The sequence below is a fragment of the Gammaproteobacteria bacterium genome, assembly GCA_030949385.1.
In the GTDB taxonomy this organism is placed as follows: domain Bacteria; phylum Pseudomonadota; class Gammaproteobacteria; order JAUZRS01; family JAUZRS01; genus JAUZRS01.
The window spans coordinates 327,142-345,950 of sequence record JAUZSP010000006.1 but is presented as its reverse complement, the minus strand read 5'-3'; the positions used below and the strand labels follow the sequence as shown (position 1 = coordinate 345,950).

The following is an 18,809-nucleotide window of genomic DNA, read 5'->3' as shown; positions in this document are numbered from 1 at the left end:
AGTTGATAGGTGGCTGGCTTGAGTGTTTACGGCTGCGCTTCAAACACACCCACAGCGGTTACACCGCGTCCTCCATTCGCATCCTGCAAACCAATGCTGCTAATGGCACCTTGAGCATCATTGCCAACAAAACCCAGACCTGCTGTACCGGTCACCGCTGTGCCAGCAGCACCACAATCCACGCCACTGCACGTACCACTGAGAGACATATTGCCTGCCATCGCCTCACTTAAACTCACAGAACCCGTACTCAAACCGGCGCTGTACTCGCGGCCGCTGTCCATGTTCAGCTGATAATGAGCCGAATCCACGGTTTGCGAGCCAAAGTTAACCGTAACCGATGAACCACTCATAGAACCCGTACCACCCAATTCATCCACCGCAGCGGGCCCACCCACATGGTTAAACTGCACAACACCGGTTTTTGAAGTAATCGTTTCAATGGGTGTCATATCAGGTGTGTAGATGTACAGCATTGATCCAGAGCTTTCTTGAAGATTATTTGAATCGTCCTCAACCTTAAAGCCATTCTGCCAACGCCCCCAATACACATCGGCACCCCCCACTGACATCATTGAAGCATCCGAGTTTGTGCTGCCATCTCTATCCAAATGGAAGCCCGTAGCACTGATATCGGCCTCTTCCAAAATACCGCTGTTGCTCACTTTAAGATCATCACCCTTTGCAACAGACAGCACCGACGTTGATGCCCCCTGATTTTGGGGACGATGAACCGTAACCGCACCGGCTGACTTGGGCGCATCCACCACTTTGTTGTCGAGATAATCTGACTCATCGTCCAGTTCAACATCGTCTGTAGAAGACGCACCAGAGTTGTTCAACTCTTCGTCCACATCCGGCTGATTCTGTTCTAAATCATGACGAACGTCATTGTCATCGCTTTCATCGGGTGGCTGCAGAGATTCTGGCATAACATCATCAGACGCTGAATCATCTATTTCCGTCGACGCTGACGTCTCCGAAGCAGAGGGTAACTCAACCTCATTATCGTTATCGCTGCTTTCCGCAGAGGCAACAGATTCTGTCGATACGACATTGTCTTGATTTTCAGCAGAATCACTCACCTCATCATCAGAAGGTTCGGAAAAATCCGATGACTCATCAGACTCACGCTCCGTTGAATGAGAATCATCATTAGAATTAGCATCCTGAGAGGAGTCTGAACTCTCTTCTTCACGGCTCTCTTCTCCACGCTCAGAACCACCATCACGGTCTTCAGATTGAGCGCTTTTATTCGGAGCACCGTCTGCAAACACAACCCCCGGCGGTTTTGTAAGCGCTCTAGGCAGTGCGTTTGAGTTGGCAACAAAGAAGTACTCATCACCACTGAAGCTCTTTTGACCGCCTGAATTGGTCACAATCACGCCGCCATTCACCACGCCACCGTAGAGTCCGGCTTCCAACTTAACCCCCGTTGCTGAAACACATTCCGACTCGCACCAATGTGCTCCCCAATGAGTCCCACGCAAACCAATGGTAGCCACCGGTGTCTCCACTTTGTAGTTCTTTTTATTGGTTTGACCAATCAATCCCGTCACCGTACGCATGCCACCCTTAAGCAAGCTGTAACTGGCTGCACGCTTGTTATAGTCGTCATCAAAATGATAGGTTTCAATCAAAAAACGGGTGTTCGCCTGCAACTCCAGCAAACCCTTATCAGAAAAACGAATCTGCACTCGACCGTTTTTACCGGTGACCAAAGTATCACCTGCAAAAATTTTGGCACGGCGTTTCAAAACACGCACAACGCCATCAAGCTGTTCTGCCACCACCTCACCACGGCTGACAATAACCCGTCCAACACTCTCATAAGCCGCCCAGCTCACACTGGGAAACAGCAGCAAAGATAACAACACCGTCTGTAGTACGCTTTTGAGAGAAGACATTCGCAAATCTTTATTGGTTAGACAGTGCATGAGGATCTCCTTTTTAAACACCAACAAATAGACCCATAAAGGGCAAATAGATAAACTTACGACCATTATTGGACAAGATGTTTGCTGCTGCTGTTGTGCTGCTCACAAAAACAACAATCACATTCTACGTTTTGGGCAATGGGTCACAGAACCCAGAGGAGGCTTAATAATCGTAACGCAAACTCAGTGAAAACTTATTTCTTTGATACTCTCTTAAGGCTAGATTGGATAGATTAACACTGCGACCCACGCTACCAATCAGACTCCACTTCTTTACGAGAGACCATTCATGATCCAATTGAACGTGCCAATAGTCGTCTTCACGAAGCGTGTTGAACACCGTATCGACCACCTCATACTGACTGCTTTCATACTGAAGCATGGCCTTCATAAGCCACTTTGCACTCAACTTCACCTTCGCCCGCACATCTAAGCCGTACACCCCTTTTAAAGAGAGTACCTTGGCATCAAGTAAATTCAGCACCGACGACTCATCGGGGCGATCATCACCAAAATAAACAGAACCCGATAGGGTGAGTGGGAATGCGCCAAGCGGCTTATAATGCCCGCCCATAAACAGGCGGGAACGAATGAAATCTCGGTTCACTTGACCTGGAAAACCTGCCTGCGCATAACCCAAAGAGCCATGTAAACCCGAACGTGCATCCACGCGATGATTCACTGCCAACCCTCCCGCCCACACATTCTGATTGGCCGTTTGATCAATATTGAGGCTCCGATTTCCCAACACCAAAGTCCAGCGATTACGCTTTTGTTTGTAACTGCCTGCAAGATGAAACTCCAAACTTTCCGTATCAATAAACCCCTGTTGATTGTCCACCCGTGTGTAACGCGCATCCGCCATAAACTCCAACCTCGACTGCACGAGCTTACTCACACCCGCACCGATGGCCGTTCTCATAAAAGCATCTGGGGTCTGTCTGGAGGTGGAAATCAGGGTGCCAACACCTTGTGGTGTACTGACACTGCTCACATCTGGAGCTGCATTCACATTGCTATCGTAACCCAAACCCGACATCGCAAAGCCCGTCACAAACAGAGTTTTTCGGCGCGCCCTTGCCTCTGCATGGCGACGTTCTATGGCAGATAAATAACTGCCAATGTTATGTTCAACAGGCACGGGAGGTTTTTTAGCCAAGACGATTTTAAATTCTGCCGCCGAGCGATCGTTCTCACCCGCAGCAAAATACCCTCGTGCCAATTCCAAACGAGCGCGATAATGCTTGGGATTGACCATCAACACCCGCTCTAAAGCAAAAATCCCTTCGCTCAGCTTACCCACATCAATGGCCGACACGCCATAATAGAGGTCAAAACGAGGCTCACCCTCCCATTCATCCAATAACGTCAGCGCCAAAGCATAAGCTTCTTGATTACGCCCAGCCTCAGAAAGACGCGCCAATTTTTCCACCTCAGGTGACAAAGAAAGTGGCATCGCCCCCCAAACAAGCACAGGCAACAAACTGGTAATAATAACTAACAATACTCTTTTCATGTTTTCCACACACAGCAACAACAGCACAGTCAAACACCAGCGAAGTCTATTCTTGGCAGCGCTCTGATACCAGCGCCCCCAAACAATTCACACTTCTTTCTTAGAGATGAGAATCACAAACTGACTAACGCGCACTTTTAAGACCTCGACGCGCATCATGCCACAAAATTCCTAACGGCTGCAAAACAGCCATCACAAAGAGAGACTGACCCAAAATTTACTCCATGAGTTTCCCAACAAAATGTTTTATGCTTGTCCGCATTATCTTAATCGAATCTTAATATTTAGTAATAAAATTACTGTTTATCGCAACTCAAAGGAAACCCATGATGCGACTGATACTTTTTTTGTCCGCCTTACTGCTCAGCCCCCCCACTTTATACGCCGCCACCAGCAGCCCTTCGGCCAGCAACAGTCCAGATGAACGTGCTTACGTCAGGCGCGCTTTTTTTACCTCAGGAATTGAAAATCGAGAACCTACCGGCAAAAGCGACTTTTTTTACACCACCAGCAACACCGTATTTTTCTTCACCGAACTGCGCGGCATGCAGGGTGAAACCGTGCGTTATCGTTGGAGTTACGCTAACAAAGTCGTCGCTGAAGTGGAGTTTTCGGTAACATCACACCGCTGGCGCAGTGCATCCAGCAAAGATCTGTTACCAGAGTGGATTGGCGAATGGAATGTCGAGCTGCTCAACAGCCAAGGAGAAATTTTGGTTAAAAAAAGCTTCACCTACAAAGAAGCCCCTTAACCCTCCCGCCCCACCTCCAAAATATTCGGCAGCTGCTCTATTTTGAGTAACACGCTGCCCAACTGACGCATATCCACAACCTCTAAAGTAAAATGAAAACGGGCGGTCTGTTTTTTAAAGTCCGAATGGGTGTTCAACGCCGTCACATTAATCTGTTCATTGCTCAGGATGGAGGTAATGTCTTTCAACAGACCCGTACGATCATACGCAATCACCCTCACGTCCACCGAATAATGACCTTTGCCCTCACCCCAAGACACCTCCACCAAACGGAGCTGCTCCGCATCAGAGAGGTTTTGCACGTTGTTGCAATCAAAGCGGTGTACCGTCACCCCCTTACCTTGAGTGATAAAACCAATGATCTCATCGTAAGGCACCGGTTTACAGCAATTGGCAATCCGCGTTAACAAGTTACCCACCCCCAGCACCCGTACCTCACTGGCCACCGAACGCTCTGCGGAGACCACAGGCCGACAGGGCTCTTCTGTTTCCAGCGGAGCCAACAGAGACTCAATGCCTTCCACCAGATGCCCTGCATTGATCTGATTTCGCCCCAAAGCCTCCAATAACTCGCTCTGTTTCTTATAACCCAGTCGATGTACCAGCGCTTCCAGATCCACATTTTTCAGGTTCAGACGTTTCAGCTCACGGGCTAAAATATGCCTGCCCTCATCCAGATGCTGTTCGTGATCTTGAATATTAAACCAAGCACGAACCTTGGTACGGGCACGGCTGGTGTGCAAATAAGACAAACTTTTATTCAACCAATCGCGGCTCGGTTTCGGCACATTGTTGGTCAAAATTTCCACCTGATCGCCGTTTTTAAGCACATAAGCCAACGGCACAATACGACCGTTTACCTTAGCCCCTCGACAACGATAGCCAATCTGGGTATGAACCTGAAAAGCAAAATCAAGGGGCGTAGCGCCTGCCAACAAATCCAAAACCTCACCTTTGGGAGTCAAAACAAACACCCGATCACCAAACATCTCGCCGTCGAAGCTCTCCAGCAAAACATCATCCTCTTGGCCAGGCTCCAGCAACTGACGCAACACCGCGATCCCATCGTCCAGCTTTGAATCGTTCGGTGTCCCATCTTTATAACGCCAATGAGCCGCCACACCGTGTTCGGCGTGTTCGTGCATCTCTCTGGTGCGAATCTGCACCTCCACCGACTTCCCTTCCGGCCCTAAGACAGCGGTATGCAGTGAGCGATAGCCGTTCGGTTTTTGATTGGCAATGTAATCATCAAATTCCTGTGGAATGTGCCTCCACAAGCTGTGCACCACACCCAGAACCGCGTAACACTCCGAGACCCGACTGACCATCACGCGTACCGCACGGACATCAAACAGCTCTTGAAACTCCATCCGTTTTTTCTGCATTTTTCGCCAAATGCTGTAGATGTGTTTGGGGCGACCGCTGATCTCAACCCTTTCCAGCCCCTCCTTATCCAACTCCTCTTGCAGCAAGATCATAAAACTGTGGATAAAATACTCTCGATCCTCACGGCGCTCTTCCAGCGCTTTGGCAATCTGCTTATACGCCAACGGCTCCAAATAACGAAACGCCAGATCTTCCAGCTCCCACTTCAACTCACCGATACCCAAACGGTTGGCTAACGGTGCATAGATGTCCAAGGTCTCTTTTGCCACCCGATGTCGCATTGCCTCATCTTCTTGATTGAGGTGGTGCAAACGCTGCGCACGATAAGCCAACTTAATCAGTACCGCGCGCACATCATTGACAATCGCCAACACCATACGCCGCACACGTTCGGCCTGATCGGCTGCCTCCGCATGCGCCTCTTTGTATTCCAAAGAGTGCAGCCAGCGGGTGCTTTTCACCAACGCCGCCACCGTCTCGCCGTACTCTTGCGCGATGAAGTCCAGTGACTGTTCTTGCTCCATCAACGGCGCACTGAACAAAGCCGCCATCAAAGTCTCCTCATCGGCACCCAAATTCTTTAGCCGAAAAGCCACCCTCAAACTGCTGACCAACACCCTCTGATTCTGCTCCAACAACCACGCCGCCTCAATCGCTTTCACCAGCAAAACACGATGCTCATCTGCAACGTGCAAACAGAGGTGTGTCGTCGTTTGAGACAATTCAGAAAAAATTTTATCCTGAGGCGTTAATGCATGTTTCATGATTTTTCCGTTAAAAATGTGCATTTTAGCGGCAAGTTAGCCACACAATCCGTTTTATAACACACCCAGACCCAATCTCGTAAGATAAAATCCATCGCGCCACAAAGCCAATAACAGTGACCAAGACTCCGTAACTCGCGGCAAGTTCCGTCCGTAATCCAAGCGTACAGAAATAGGCTCCATTACACCTGTAGATCAAATTCTTTTTCCCCAACAGAGACCCCGTTCAAGCGCTCTCTGCTCACCCTGTTTGATCAAACTGCGGCACGCATGACGAATCAATTGCCGCCGCTCTTTGCTCGCTTCGGTTATCCAATCTTCCACAAGCGACAACAGTGCAGCAGGGTTGTCCTTACCAATGTCATTAAGGTTGTTGGCCACCGAACGACGCACATAAGAATCCTTGTCGTCTTTAAGACGCTCCAACAACGCCAAAACCGGCAGCGGGTCTTTGATAAACAGCGGCAACCGCGTTGCCCACGGCAACCGAGACCGCGTGCCTTCTGACACCAAACGCCGCACATGTCGATCTGGATCACTGCACCACTGTTTTAAAACAGCCAAGGTCTTTTCAGGCTGCTTCAGCAGAAAAAAAACGGATGCCAAACTCCGATGAAAAACGTTGTGTCAGCGCTTTAAACAGCGTCATGGAAAGCTCAAAATGGTCTTGTCCATACAAACCCACATAATCAGCTAAAGGCATAATCGCCCAACCCGAAAGCCCCTGATCATCGCTTTTCTGAGGAAAAATACCTGGCTCCACAGCCGGACTTAATGTCTTTAATAACAGCTCACCGGTGAGCTGGAAATCCTTCGGCACGTATTCCAACATTGCCGTTACGATCTGCTGAGAACGGGCTTTCAGCTCCAACGTCTCTATATCATGAGAGGCAACATTCACAAAACCCTCCTGATCAAAACCCGCCCACTGACGTTGGAAATGATGCGCCATAATGGCAATCAATTCTTGATTAAAAACCGCTTTAAATGGCTCTGGCATGGCTTACTCTTTTATAAAATTACACTTGACTGTTCCAACTCTAATAAATTTTGTACCCCCATTAACGGCTCAATCCACCCAGTTCCAATCAAATAACTGATGTTACACACTAACAAGGATTTCTTGCTATTAGTTACTCAGCCATAAATACACACCCTTAACACCCCATAAACCAAAGCCAACCGACCAACAGACTTGCCCAAACAGCCAATTATGGGACAATAGCCCCTTTTTTTGCGCAGGCACCTCTCATGGCAGCAGCAAAACCCGCCTCTCTGCTGGTCAACTCCAACCACCTTCAACAGCCCTCGTGGGGCAAACTCTACGGCAGTGCCAAGGCGCTGGCCATTGCCGAAGCGGCGCGCAACCACGACGGCTTACTGTTGGTGATCACCCCCGACATGAAAACCGCTCAGAGCCTACAAGAATCACTGCGCTTTTTTCTGGCCGAGAGCTGCCCCACGCTGGTCTACCCCGACTGGGAAACCCTGCCCTACGATCACTTCTCCCCCCACCGCGAAATCGTCTCGCAACGCCTAGAGACCCTCTACCGCCTGCCGCAGCTCAAACAGGGCATTCTTATCGCCCCCGTAGCCACCGTAATGCAGCGTCTGCTGCCCATCGACTACCTCAATGCCCACTCACTGATGTTGGAAGTAGGCGAGGTCATTGATCTGGATCAGATGCGCTTGCAACTGGACAAAAGCGGTTATCGCCTCGTTACCCAAGTGATGGAACAGGGCGAATTTGCCGTGCGTGGCAGCCTCTTAGATCTGTTTCCCATGGGCAGCAAAACCCCCTATCGCATTGACCTGTTTGATGACGAAATCGACACCATTCGCACCTTCAACCCCGAAGATCAGCGCAGTCTGGAAAAAGTCGAACACATTCACCTGCTGCCTGCACGGGAATTTCCCCTCGACGAAACGGCGATCAAACGCTTTCGCAACGCCTTTCGAGACCGCTTTGATGTGGTAGCCAATGAGTCGCCCATTTATCGTGATGTCAGCAACGGCATCGCCCCTTCTGGGATCGAATATTATCAACCGCTCTTTTTTGAACGGCTCTCACGGCTGAGTGACTACCTGCCCGACAACACCCTGACTCTGGCGCTCGACGACTGTCAAAGCGCCGCCGAACTCTTTTGGCAACAGCTCAACAGCCGTTTTGAACAGCGCCGCCACGACCCAGAACGCCCGCTACTGGAACCACAACAGCTCTTTCTGCCCTGCGCAGAGCTGGCAACGGTGCTGGAAAACAGTCTCTCAATACAAAATTTTAAACAGGAAAACGGCCATAATTTTGCCAGCGAACTGCCCCCCAAACTGACCCTCGACAGCCGTGCTGAAACACCCTTAGCAGCACTAAAAGAGTTCTTAAACACCTTCGATGGCAAAGTGCTACTGCTGGCCGAATCCGCTGGGCGACGTGAGGCGCTGCTTGAACTGCTGCGCGACAACCAGATCAACCCCAAACTGAGCAAAAGTTGGCCGTGGTTTCTCAACGCCAAAGGTGCTCTTTATCTTGCCGAAGGCAGTTTAGAAGAGGGGTTGCAGCTGCCCGAAGCAGGCGTTGCGATCCTTGTCGAATCCCAACTGCTCGGTGAGCGAGTGCGGCAAAACCGTCGTCACAGCCACCCAACGCGGGATGCCGATGCGGTCATCGCCAACCTCACCGATCTGCACCTCGGCGCGCCCGTGGTTCACATCGACCACGGCGTCGGGCGTTACACCGGCATGGTAACCCTTGAGGTGGGCGGTCTGGAGACCGAATTCCTGCTGCTCGAATACGCTAAAAAAGACAAACTCTATGTGCCGGTTTCGGCGCTCAATTTGATCTCCCGCTACAGCGGCTCCAACCCCGACAACGCACCGCTGCACCGTTTGGGTGGCGAACAGTGGCAAAAGCTGAAACGCAAAGCGACAGAAAAAGTTCACGATGTGGCCGCCGAACTGCTGGAAATTCATGCTCAACGTGCCGCTCGTGGCGGACACGGTTTTAAAATCAACCCAACGGAACACGCGCTGTTTGCCGAAGCCTTTCCCTTCGAAGAGACCCCCGATCAACTGACGGCCATCAACGCCGTACAGGCGGATATGGTGCGAAGCCAATCTATGGATCGGGTGGTCTGCGGTGATGTGGGTTTTGGTAAAACTGAAGTGGCCATGCGCGCCGCCTTCACTGCCGCCAACGGTGGGCGGCAGGTGGCGGTCTTAGTGCCGACGACCTTGCTGGCACAGCAACATCAGCAAAATTTTCTCGATCGTTTTGCCGATTGGCCGTTTCGAATTGAATCCCTGTCCCGATTTCGCAGCAAAAAACAGCAAGACGACAGCCTCTTAGCCCTAGCCGAGGGCAAAGTGGACATCATTATCGGCACCCACAAACTGCTGCAAAAATCGATCAAATTCAAAAATCTAGGGCTGGTGATCATCGACGAAGAGCACCGATTTGGGGTGCGCCACAAAGAACAGCTCAAAACCCTGCGTGCCGAAGTGGACATTCTCACCCTCACCGCCACCCCCATTCCGCGTACCCTTAATATGAGCTTGGCGGGGATGCGCGACCTCTCCATTATCGCCACCCCGCCAGCGCATCGTCACGCGATCAAAACCTTTGTCAGTCAGTGGCAAGACGAGCTGATCGAAGAGGCCTGTCGGCGAGAGCTGGCTCGTGGGGGACAGATCTATTTTCTGCACAACGAAGTAAAAAGCATTGATCTGATCGCACGCCAAATCGAAGCCATACTGCCCGAAGCGCAGATTCGCGTTGCTCACGGCCAAATGCGTGAACAAGAGCTGGAACAGGTCACCCTCGATTTTTATCACCAGCGTTTTAATATTCTGGTCTGTACCACCATCATCGAGAGCGGCATCGACATCCCCACCGCCAACACCATTATCATCAACCGCGCTGACAAACTCGGTCTGGCACAGCTGCATCAACTGCGTGGCCGGGTTGGGCGCTCGCACCATCGCGCTTACGCCTACCTATTCACCCCACCCAAAAAACTCATGACCCCAGACGCACAAAAGCGCCTCAGCGCCATCGAAGCCCTGGAAGAGTTGGGCGTGGGTTTCACCTTGGCCAGCCACGATCTGGAGATTCGCGGTGCCGGTGAGCTGCTTGGAGACGGCCAGAGCGGACAGATTCAGGAGATCGGTTTCACCCTCTATCAAGAGCTGCTGCAACGGGCGGTCAACGCCCTCAAAGAAGGCAAAACGCTGTCGCTGGATCAACCGTTGCACACCGAAAGCGAAGTGGATCTGCATCTGCCTGCCCTGCTGCCGAGCGACTACGTGGGCGATGTTCACAGCCGTTTGATCCTCTACAAGCGCATCGCCAGCGCACGAGACAAAAGCGAACTGCGCGAGCTGCAAGTGGAGCTGATCGACCGATTTGGCCTGCTTCCGGAACAGACAAAAAACCTATTTCGACTCTCAGAGCTGAAACTGCGCGTTAAAGAACTGGAGATTAAAAAAGTCGAAGCGGGTCCAAAACACGGTCACCTACTCATTGATGAACAGGCCAGTATCGACATTGGCAAGGTGATTCAACTGGTGCAACTGCTGCCCAATGTTTATCGCTTTGCACCGCCGTTTGTATTACGCTTCAGCGCAGATTTAGAGCAGGTCGAAACACGTTTTGACTTTATCGACACACTGCTCAACAAACTCAGCGCCTAAACACAAGACTCAATTCACCCAGCCAAGACAGACTCTTATGAAAAAAATCATCACTGCGTTTTTTATCTTACTCAGCCTCTTGATGAGTGGCAGCACCCTGCACGCTGAAATAGAAAAAGAGCAACGTTATTACGACATCGAGATGATTTTTTTCCGTCATCTTGGCCCAACTGACCCCAATGAACAGTGGCCAGTGGGCTATTTTCCAGTAAATACAGAAAAGGCCTTAGAGTTGCACTGGAAAAAACCACAGGGTGGTTTTATCAGCTTACCAAAAGAAGCGTATCAGCTTACTAAAGAAGCCAATCACCTCAAATATTCAAAACGCTACCAGCTGCTGCAACACCTCGCTTGGCGACAACCTGGACTGGCTGAAAAAGAGGCCATTGCGATTCACATTCGAGCAGGCAAACCACTGGGGTTACGGCCCGAACTAGAAAACAAAGAAACGGAGCTGGCTGCCAATAGTTTCCGTTCTCGACCGTTGAGAAGCAGACAAAGAAGCAACAACGCCGAGGCCGAATTAGCCAATCAATTTGTCTACCCGCTTGAAGGCACCGTAACCGTAATACTGAAACGCTACCTGCATCTTTACACCGACCTGAACTTCACCCAGCAAGAGCAGATGCCCGTTGTGATACCAGAAGCCATTACGACAGAAAGCAGCTCGTCAGAAAACATTAAAAAGGTAATGACAACTGAAATTCAAGTGATGCCTCTAAACGATAATTCAACCCAAGAACCACGCTTCTATTTTCAATCCTATCCCGTTCAAGGACATCGAAAAATGCGCAGCAAAGAGGTTCACTACTTGGATAACCCACGTATTGGAATTGTGGTTTTGATGACGCCAGTGAAAATGGTCAAAAAGCCGTAATTTCTGCTGAATTTCAGGTATAAAAAACCAATGCCTTCCATTAAATCCATAGAGAATAATCTATGAAAAATGCGCTTACCAGAAATTTCATTCGCCAACTCACCCTGCGCCAAATGCAGATCTTTGAAACCGTCGTTCGCCTAGAGAGTTACACCCGCGCCGCCGAAGAGCTGCACCTCAGCCAACCCACCGTCTCCATGCAGGTGAAAAAGCTCAGCGAAACCATTGGTCAAACTCTGCTGGAAAAAACCGGCAAGCATCTGCACACCACGGTGGTGGGCGAGGAAGTCTACAACTCCGCGCTCGACATCCTCAGCAGTGTCATGTCGTTGGAAGAGTCCACCAGCGTGCTCGAAAGTGTCATTAAAGGGCCACTGCGCATCGCGGTCATCACCAGCGCCAAATATTTTATGCCCCATCTTCTCGGTGCCTTTATCCAACAGCATCAACTGGTGGAACCAAAATTGAAGGTCACCAACCGCTCACGGGTGCTGGAACGCTTGAAGTCCAATCAAGACGATTTGTTGATTATGGGCAAGGTTCCCAAAGAGCTGCCGGTCAAGTCTTACCCCTTTGTGGACAATGAACTGGTGGTGGTGGCGCACAGAAATCACCCACTGATCCACTGCCAGAACATCAGCCTGCAACAGTTACAAGAAGAACGTTTTTTGATTCGTGAAGCAGGCTCTGGCACACGACTGGCCATTGACCGTTTGTTTGCCGAACAGAATTTGAAAATCAAACCCTATATGGAATTAGGCAGCAGTGAGTCCATTAAACAAGCGGTGATGGCGGGCTTGGGGATCTCTGTTTTATCCAAACACAATTTACGTCTGGAATTAGAGCACAACCACATTGCCGTGCTTGATGTGCAAGGCTTCCCGCTGTTTCATCGTTGGTACGCCGTACATCTAAGAGACAAAAAACTCTCTTTGGCTGCGCGCACCTTTCTGGACTTTCTATTAATGCAAGGCAAAGAGATGCTGCGGACTGCGCCGGAATCAGCACCCAACCCACGGATCTACGCAATCAAACCCAACGCTCGATAGGTATCACGACCGGCAATGCCATCGGCCTGCAAACCGTGATTGCCTTGCCACTCACGCAAGGCGGCATCGGTATCTTCACCAAACACCCCATCCACCAACAGATCCAAAGCCTGTTGTAGGTTTTCCACCCAGACACTTCGAGAGCCGAGCTTGACCGTCTCATAATCAATCGAGGGGATAAAACCACCGGCCAATTTCAGCCCTTGTTTACGCACCCCTTCCACACGTCGCCCCCAACCCAAACCGAAGACCTTCCACGTTCGCAAGCTCTGTAAAAAGGCCAAACGACGATCACAAATCAAATCACACATCTGCGCTGGCTCTTTTTCCGCCACTTTAGCCAATGTTTTCGGACCGACGCCACCGTCCTGCTTGGCACCGATGACCCCTTGCAACCACTTAGCACTGCGTCCAGGCCCTGAGTTCACCGCACCATCAAAGACCACATAATCCACCCCCTCCGGCAGATCATCGCAGTGGCATTTATCCCAATAGCCCGAACGGTAAATCTGTTCCAGCTGAACATCGCTGATGTTACGCAGCTCTTCCTTACTGCGATCCTTGCCAAAATGCCGCCGAAAAGTGATCAACGTGACCCCCTTCATGGTGGCTCCACCCGGGTCTTTGGGATGATCTGCCCAACCGCCTTCATGAACCAGAACGTGTTTTAGTGCTTCTTTAAAATTATTTTTCATTCCTTGTGCCTCTCCAATTATTTTTTATAAACGATCTCCAACCAACCTTCCTAAGAGTAGTTTATTTCACTTTCATCGGCAACACACTTAGCGTAGAAGCCAAATGCACCCGCACCGCTCCCACCTCAGCGGTATTAAACGCCACCACCCCCAACGTCTGGAACCGCGCCACCACCGACGGATGAGGCAAGTGAAAACGGTTTTTATAACCGGTTGAATAAATCACATACTGCGGTCGCACCGCCTGAATAAAAGCCAAACTAGAGGAGGAGTTACTGCCATGATGAGCTGCGATCAACACCGCTGCCTGCAAATCAGCCCCCGCCCGTAACAGGCTCTTCTCCACTGGCTTCTCAATGTCTCCTGTCAACAAGACCGAACCCCACTGCGTCGTCACCTTTAACAAACAAGAATAATTATTATCGCCCTTTTCTTCTCTCTCTGTTGGGTGCAAAAATTCAAAGCGCACCTCATCCCAGACCCAGCTCTGACCGGCACGACAGACATCCACTCGCAAATGCGGCCAACGCTCTGGCTGACCGCTGCTCAACTGTTTTACTGGAAACACATCCAACAATGGCGGCAATGCCCCCACATGATCGCCATCATCGTGGGATAAAATCAGCCGATCAATCTGCTTAATGCGTTGCTGGCGCAGCAAAGGAATAATCACTGCCCGCGCCGCATCAAAACGGACGCTGAATTTCGCCCCCGTATCGTAAAGCAGAGTGTGCTGCTGTGTTTGCAGCAGTACCGACAACCCCTGCCCCACATCCAACACCGTCACAAACAGCTCACCCTGTTTTGGCCGCTGCGGCTGGTATAACAACAGCGGCATTAATAACGGCATAAACAACCAACGTGCTGGAAAACCACGGGGGGCAAACAGCAGCAGCAGCGCCAAAATTGTCGAGGGCAACAACCAAAGGGATGAAACAGCAAACGGCCACGCCGCCCACGGCACGTCTGCCAAACGTTGCAAAAATAACCACAGCAGCCACAGCGCCGAATTAGCCCATTCAAACAGCCAACCGCTCACGGCAGCATCCAATGGCAAAATCAGCGTAGCCAACAACGACAGAGGCACCACCACCATCGTCATCCACGGTACCGACAGCAGATTTGCCAATGGAGCCACCACTGAACTCTGCTGAAAAAAGAGCAGCAACAGCGGCGACAACCCCAGTGCCAAGGCTAAATGCAGACGACCCCACTGCAACCAACGCACTTCGTGCTGCAAACGCCCCACAAAGAGATAAAAAATCAGCGCCACCGCAGAAAACGAGAGCCAGAAACTGGCCGAAAACGCCGCCAAGGGATCAAGAAGCAACACCCCCAACAGCGCCAGAGAGAGGCCTCGCAACGGCTTCAAGGGTCGCTGAAAGATCACCGCACCCAGCCAGACCGACAGCATGATCAACGCCCGTTGCGTCGGTAGAGAAAACCCCGCTAACGCGGCATACACAAGCGCGAACAGCAACGCAAAATAGGCGGCAAAAACAAGCCGACCGATGCGCAAGCGCCAGCCGCCCAAACAGCGCCACAACAACGATGCCAGCAGATGCCCAAGAGCGGCTGCCAAACCGATGTGCAGCCCCGAAATAGCCACCAAATGTGCGGTGCCGGTTTTGCGCAGCACCCGCCACTGATCTTCCTCAATGCCGTTTCGATCCGCCAACACCAACGCGCGCAAAATCCCCTGCAATGAATCCTTTGGCAACAACCGTTGCAGTTGATCCGATAGAGTTTGCCGCCAACGCAGCAATCCGTAAGCCGCAGAGGTTTCCCCTAGAAAAACACGCTCCGCTTTAGGCCGCACATAGCCCGTAGCGTGAATGCCCTGCATCATTAACCAACGTTGGTAATCAAACCCCGCTGGATTTTTAAAGCCGTGCGGTCGTTTTAGTCGCACCAACAACGACCACGACTCACCGCCACGCAACGGTTTATCCTGACCGTATTCGCTCAATTTCAAACGCCACTTGACCGGCAGCCAGACCCCCTCTTTTTGCCATTCACCGACTTGAAACAAAAAGCGTTTTTTTGCCCCCGCAACCGCAAGCAGCGAAACCACCACTCCACGCACGCGCAGATCCTTTCCTTCCAGCTCCGCTGGCAACAAACGACTCTGATAGATCAATAGAGCACTGCTCGCCCAACACCAGCCCAGTAACAACCACATCAACCAACGCCAGCCAGCCCCATAATAAAAAACCAAAGCCGCCAGCAAAAACACCAACAAGAGTGGGATAAAAAAAAGGGTACTGATATGAATCAGAAAAACGCCCAGCAAAAAAGCGAGCGCGCTCACAAGCTGGTTCCTGTTTTGCTCATAAAGGTGGATAATGCCTAAATTGATTTATACGCTTCCCAAGCACACGCTGTGACAACTTTTCATTGAGACCGATACCCCCTCATGCCAAAGCAGATTTTCAAACGTCTTATGCCAGACCCGAACAAAGTTCGTAAACATAAGAACCTTCAATGCCTTGGCACGCTGCTGCACGACCCCAATCTATGGCACATTAACCGCCGCTCCATCGCCAATGCCTTTGGCGTCGGCCTCTTTATGGCATGGATGCCAGTGCCGTTTCAGATGCTGTTTGCCGCCATTGCCGCTGTACCCTGCCGCGCCAACCTGCCCATCTCCATTAGTTTAGTCTGGCTAACCAACCCTATCACCATGCCAGCGCTGTTCTACACTGCGTATGTGGTGGGTGCTGCTTTGCTGGGTTACGACGCGCAGATTTTTCAGTTTGAATTAAGTCTGGCTTGGTTTAGCAGCGGTTTGGGACAAATATGGCAGCCGTTTCTACTCGGCTGCTTGGTGATGGGCATCGTCAGTGCGCTGCTGGGCTATGCGGGCATGAGAATTTTTTGGCGCTATCATGTGGTGCAGGCGTTAAAAAAACGCCAACGACGAAAAGCCCTGCGTTAAATGCTCATACATCATTAACAGCGCCTTAAAATCAACCCCGCCAGCGGGGGTAAGGTCAACGCCACTGAATCCGATTTACCCATCCATGTCTCTGTTTCACTGTGCAAGCGAGTTGGATTTCCCACATTGCTGCCACCGTAGTAGGTCGAATCAGAGTTAAACACCACTTCATATTCTCCTGCTGCGGGCAAACCAATGCGGTAATTTTCCCTCGGTATAGGGGTAAAATTCAGCACCACCACAAGGGATTCATCCTCACTGTGACGCAGGTAACTCAACACGGACTGCGAGCTGTCATGGCAATCAATCCACTCAAACCCCTGACCATCAAAATCGTGTTTATAAAGTGCGGTTTGATTTCGATACAAACCGTTCAGATCCGCCACCAGCTGCTGCATACCGCTGTGTTTGTTATCCTCTGACAAATACCAATCCAGAGAGACATCTTCATTCCACTCACGATATTGAGCAAACTCACAGCCCATAAAAAGCAATTTTTTGCCTGGATAGGTAAACATATACGTGTAGAGCAAACGCAGATTGGCAAATTTTTGCCACTCGTCTCCCGGCATTTTTGCAATCATCGAGCCTTTTTCATGCACCACCTCATCATGAGAAAAGGGCAGAGCAAAGTTCTCTTGAAATGCGTACATCAAACCAAAGGTGAGTTTATCGTGATGATACTGACGATACACCGGATCTTGCTGAAAATAGTCCAAGCTGTCGTGCATCCAGCCCATATTCCATTTCATCGAGAAACCCAACCCACCCAGCCATGTGGGGCGTGTCACCTGTGGCCATGAGGTGGACTCTTCCGCCATCACCATCGCGCCTGGAAAACGGGCGTGAACGATTTCGTTCATCTCGCGCAAAAAAGCGATGGCCTGCAAGTTTTCGCGACCACCGTGTTCATTGGGAATCCACTCATCTGGCTCACGGGAGTAATCCAAATAGAGCATCGAGGCCACCGCATCCACCCGCAAACCGTCCAGATGAAACTCCTCCATCCAATAAATGGCGTTGGAGATGAGGAAGTTTTTTACCTCGCTGCGACCGTAATTAAAAATCAACGTACCCCAATCACGGTGTTCACCTTGACGCGGATCGGCGTGTTCATAAAGCGCTTCGCCATCAAAACGCCCCAACCCGTGAGCGTCTTTGGGAAAATGCGCTGGCACCCAATCCAACAACACCCCAATGCCGTGTTGATGACAGTGATCAATCAAATAGCGAAAATCATCGGGCGAGCCAAAACGACTGGTGGGGGCATAAAAACCGGTGGTCTGATAGCCCCAAGAAGCATCCAATGGATGTTCCGAAATGGGCAACAGCTCGATGTGAGTAAACCCCAGTTTTTTAACGTACGGCACCAACTGCTCGGCAATCTGCCGATAATTAATGAAACCGTTATCCTCACCGCGTTGCCACGAACCCAAATGCAACTCATAAATAGAGAGCGGCTCTTGCAACCAATCGCGCTTTTTACGCACCTCCATCCAATTGCCGTCTTGCCAACCGTATTGGGACTCACCCAACACCACCGAAGAAGTATTCGGGCGTTGCTCAAAAAACTGGCCATAAGGATCGGATTTAAGACTGATGGAGCCGTGTTGAGCGTTGCGAATTTCAAATTTATACAGCGAACCCAAAGGCAGTTCGGGGATAAACAGTTCCCAAACCCCACTGCCACCACGCACCCGCATCGGATGACAACGACCATCCCATAGATTGAACTCACCCACCACACTGATGCGCTCCGCACCGGGTGCCCAGACTGCAAACAAAATACCCTCAATGCCTTCGACGGTGCGTTGATGTGCGCCTAAAAAACGATAGGCATGCCAATGTTTGCCCTCGTTAAACAGATGAATGTCCAGCTCACCCAACTGCGCACCGAAACAGTACGGGTCATAGCGTTCAAACGATTGGCCGTCGCTCAACTCACCGCGCAAACGATAATGGCTCGGTAACTGTTCCTTTTCACCCTGCCAGATAAAAAAATCACTGCCCTCGATGCGCTGCAAAGCCTCACCGCTCTCGGCAAATTTAACCCACTGCACCTTGGGTAAAAACAGCCGCACCAACACCGAATCCGCCTGCTCGTGTCGCCCCAAAACCGAAAAGGGATCGTGATGACGGCTGTCGATAATGCGCTGCATCTCTGGCGTAATCTGCCGAATATCTACCTTGTGATCCATAAAGTGGCTAC

General features: G+C 50.8%; 13 protein-coding genes. 5 read left to right on the top strand and 8 right to left on the bottom strand.

What is annotated here, in order from left to right:
- Window positions 1-26: 26 nt before the first annotated feature.
- Both Q9O24_08950 and Q9O24_08945 read right to left on the bottom strand, forming a co-directional pair.
- Window positions 27-1,907 (bottom strand): FecR domain-containing protein, encoded by a 1,881-nt coding sequence (locus Q9O24_08950; GenBank protein MDQ7075260.1) that lies wholly within the window; start codon window positions 1,905-1,907, stop codon window positions 27-29.
- Window positions 1,908-2,100: 193 nt separating this feature from the next.
- Window positions 2,101-3,453 carry a hypothetical protein gene (locus Q9O24_08945; protein MDQ7075259.1) on the bottom strand — a complete coding sequence of 451 codons (1,353 nt, stop codon included), beginning with the start codon at window positions 3,451-3,453 and terminating at the stop codon, window positions 2,101-2,103.
- A 326-nt stretch (window positions 3,454-3,779) separates the two neighbouring features.
- Here Q9O24_08945 and Q9O24_08940 point away from each other — a divergent pair, with 326 nt between their 5' ends.
- A complete protein-coding gene (locus Q9O24_08940; protein ID MDQ7075258.1) occupies window positions 3,780-4,205 on the top strand; it encodes a DUF2914 domain-containing protein in 426 nt (141 codons plus the stop codon).
- On the opposite strand, the gene Q9O24_08935 is transcribed toward Q9O24_08940, so the two are convergent.
- The 3 genes from Q9O24_08935 to Q9O24_08925 form a co-directional block, all read right to left on the bottom strand.
- Entirely contained in the window at window positions 4,202-6,355 is a 2,154-nt protein-coding gene (locus Q9O24_08935; protein MDQ7075257.1) for a bifunctional (p)ppGpp synthetase/guanosine-3',5'-bis(diphosphate) 3'-pyrophosphohydrolase, read from the bottom strand. The two genes, Q9O24_08940 and Q9O24_08935, sit on opposite strands and share 4 nt — an antisense overlap.
- Before the next feature lie 195 nt (window positions 6,356-6,550).
- The gene (locus tag Q9O24_08930) at window positions 6,551-6,919 is read right to left on the bottom strand and encodes a DNA alkylation repair protein (protein MDQ7075256.1); all 369 of its coding nucleotides are present in this window, start codon (window positions 6,917-6,919) and stop codon (window positions 6,551-6,553) included.
- 7 nt (window positions 6,920-6,926) lie between these two features.
- Window positions 6,927-7,355 (bottom strand): hypothetical protein, encoded by a 429-nt coding sequence (locus tag Q9O24_08925; GenBank protein ID MDQ7075255.1) that lies wholly within the window; start codon window positions 7,353-7,355, stop codon window positions 6,927-6,929.
- A gap of 251 nt (window positions 7,356-7,606) precedes the next feature.
- Between Q9O24_08925 and mfd the strand changes: the two genes are divergently transcribed.
- From mfd to Q9O24_08910, 3 genes are all read left to right on the top strand, one after another.
- Window positions 7,607-11,041: a transcription-repair coupling factor gene (mfd, locus tag Q9O24_08920; GenBank protein ID MDQ7075254.1), complete on the top strand. Its 3,435-nt coding sequence runs from the start codon at window positions 7,607-7,609 to the stop codon at window positions 11,039-11,041.
- 37 nt (window positions 11,042-11,078) lie between these two features.
- On the top strand, window positions 11,079-11,918 hold the full coding sequence (locus Q9O24_08915; protein MDQ7075253.1) for a CsiV family protein: 840 nt from the start codon (window positions 11,079-11,081) through the stop codon (window positions 11,916-11,918).
- A gap of 62 nt (window positions 11,919-11,980) precedes the next feature.
- The gene (locus Q9O24_08910; GenBank protein ID MDQ7075252.1) at window positions 11,981-12,967 is read left to right on the top strand and encodes a LysR family transcriptional regulator; all 987 of its coding nucleotides are present in this window, start codon (window positions 11,981-11,983) and stop codon (window positions 12,965-12,967) included.
- Here the strand turns inward: Q9O24_08910 and Q9O24_08905 are convergent.
- On the bottom strand, window positions 12,940-13,662 hold the full coding sequence (locus Q9O24_08905; GenBank protein ID MDQ7075251.1) for a glycosyl hydrolase 108 family protein: 723 nt from the start codon (window positions 13,660-13,662) through the stop codon (window positions 12,940-12,942). The two genes, Q9O24_08910 and Q9O24_08905, sit on opposite strands and share 28 nt — an antisense overlap.
- 61 nt (window positions 13,663-13,723) lie before the next feature.
- Window positions 13,724-15,973, bottom strand: a complete 2,250-nt coding sequence (locus Q9O24_08900; protein ID MDQ7075250.1) for a DNA internalization-related competence protein ComEC/Rec2 — start codon at window positions 15,971-15,973, stop codon at window positions 13,724-13,726.
- Window positions 15,974-16,078: 105 nt separating this feature from the next.
- On the opposite strand from Q9O24_08900, the gene Q9O24_08895 reads away from it, so the two are divergent.
- A complete protein-coding gene (locus tag Q9O24_08895; protein ID MDQ7075249.1) occupies window positions 16,079-16,600 on the top strand; it encodes a DUF2062 domain-containing protein in 522 nt (173 codons plus the stop codon).
- A 14-nt stretch (window positions 16,601-16,614) separates the two neighbouring features.
- Here Q9O24_08895 and glgB read toward each other — a convergent pair whose 3' ends face one another.
- Window positions 16,615-18,798 carry a 1,4-alpha-glucan branching protein GlgB gene (gene glgB / locus Q9O24_08890; GenBank protein MDQ7075248.1) on the bottom strand — a complete coding sequence of 728 codons (2,184 nt, stop codon included), beginning with the start codon at window positions 18,796-18,798 and terminating at the stop codon, window positions 16,615-16,617.
- Window positions 18,799-18,809 lie beyond the last annotated feature (11 nt).

Coding starts and splice junctions, on each gene's coding strand:
- Q9O24_08950 (MDQ7075260.1), bottom strand. CDS start 1,907: ATGTCTTCTCTCAAAAGCGTACTACAGACGGTGTTGTTATCTTTGCTG.
- Q9O24_08945 (MDQ7075259.1), bottom strand. CDS start 3,453: ATGAAAAGAGTATTGTTAGTTATTATTACCAGTTTGTTGCCTGTGCTT.
- Q9O24_08940 (MDQ7075258.1), top strand. CDS start 3,780: ATGATGCGACTGATACTTTTTTTGTCCGCCTTACTGCTCAGCCCCCCC.
- Q9O24_08935 (MDQ7075257.1), bottom strand. CDS start 6,355: ATGAAACATGCATTAACGCCTCAGGATAAAATTTTTTCTGAATTGTCT.
- Q9O24_08925 (MDQ7075255.1), bottom strand. CDS start 7,355: ATGCCAGAGCCATTTAAAGCGGTTTTTAATCAAGAATTGATTGCCATT.
- mfd (MDQ7075254.1), top strand. CDS start 7,607: ATGGCAGCAGCAAAACCCGCCTCTCTGCTGGTCAACTCCAACCACCTT.
- Q9O24_08915 (MDQ7075253.1), top strand. CDS start 11,079: ATGAAAAAAATCATCACTGCGTTTTTTATCTTACTCAGCCTCTTGATG.
- Q9O24_08910 (MDQ7075252.1), top strand. CDS start 11,981: ATGAAAAATGCGCTTACCAGAAATTTCATTCGCCAACTCACCCTGCGC.
- Q9O24_08905 (MDQ7075251.1), bottom strand. CDS start 13,662: ATGAAAAATAATTTTAAAGAAGCACTAAAACACGTTCTGGTTCATGAA.
- Q9O24_08895 (MDQ7075249.1), top strand. CDS start 16,079: ATGCCAAAGCAGATTTTCAAACGTCTTATGCCAGACCCGAACAAAGTT.
- glgB (MDQ7075248.1), bottom strand. CDS start 18,798: ATGGATCACAAGGTAGATATTCGGCAGATTACGCCAGAGATGCAGCGC.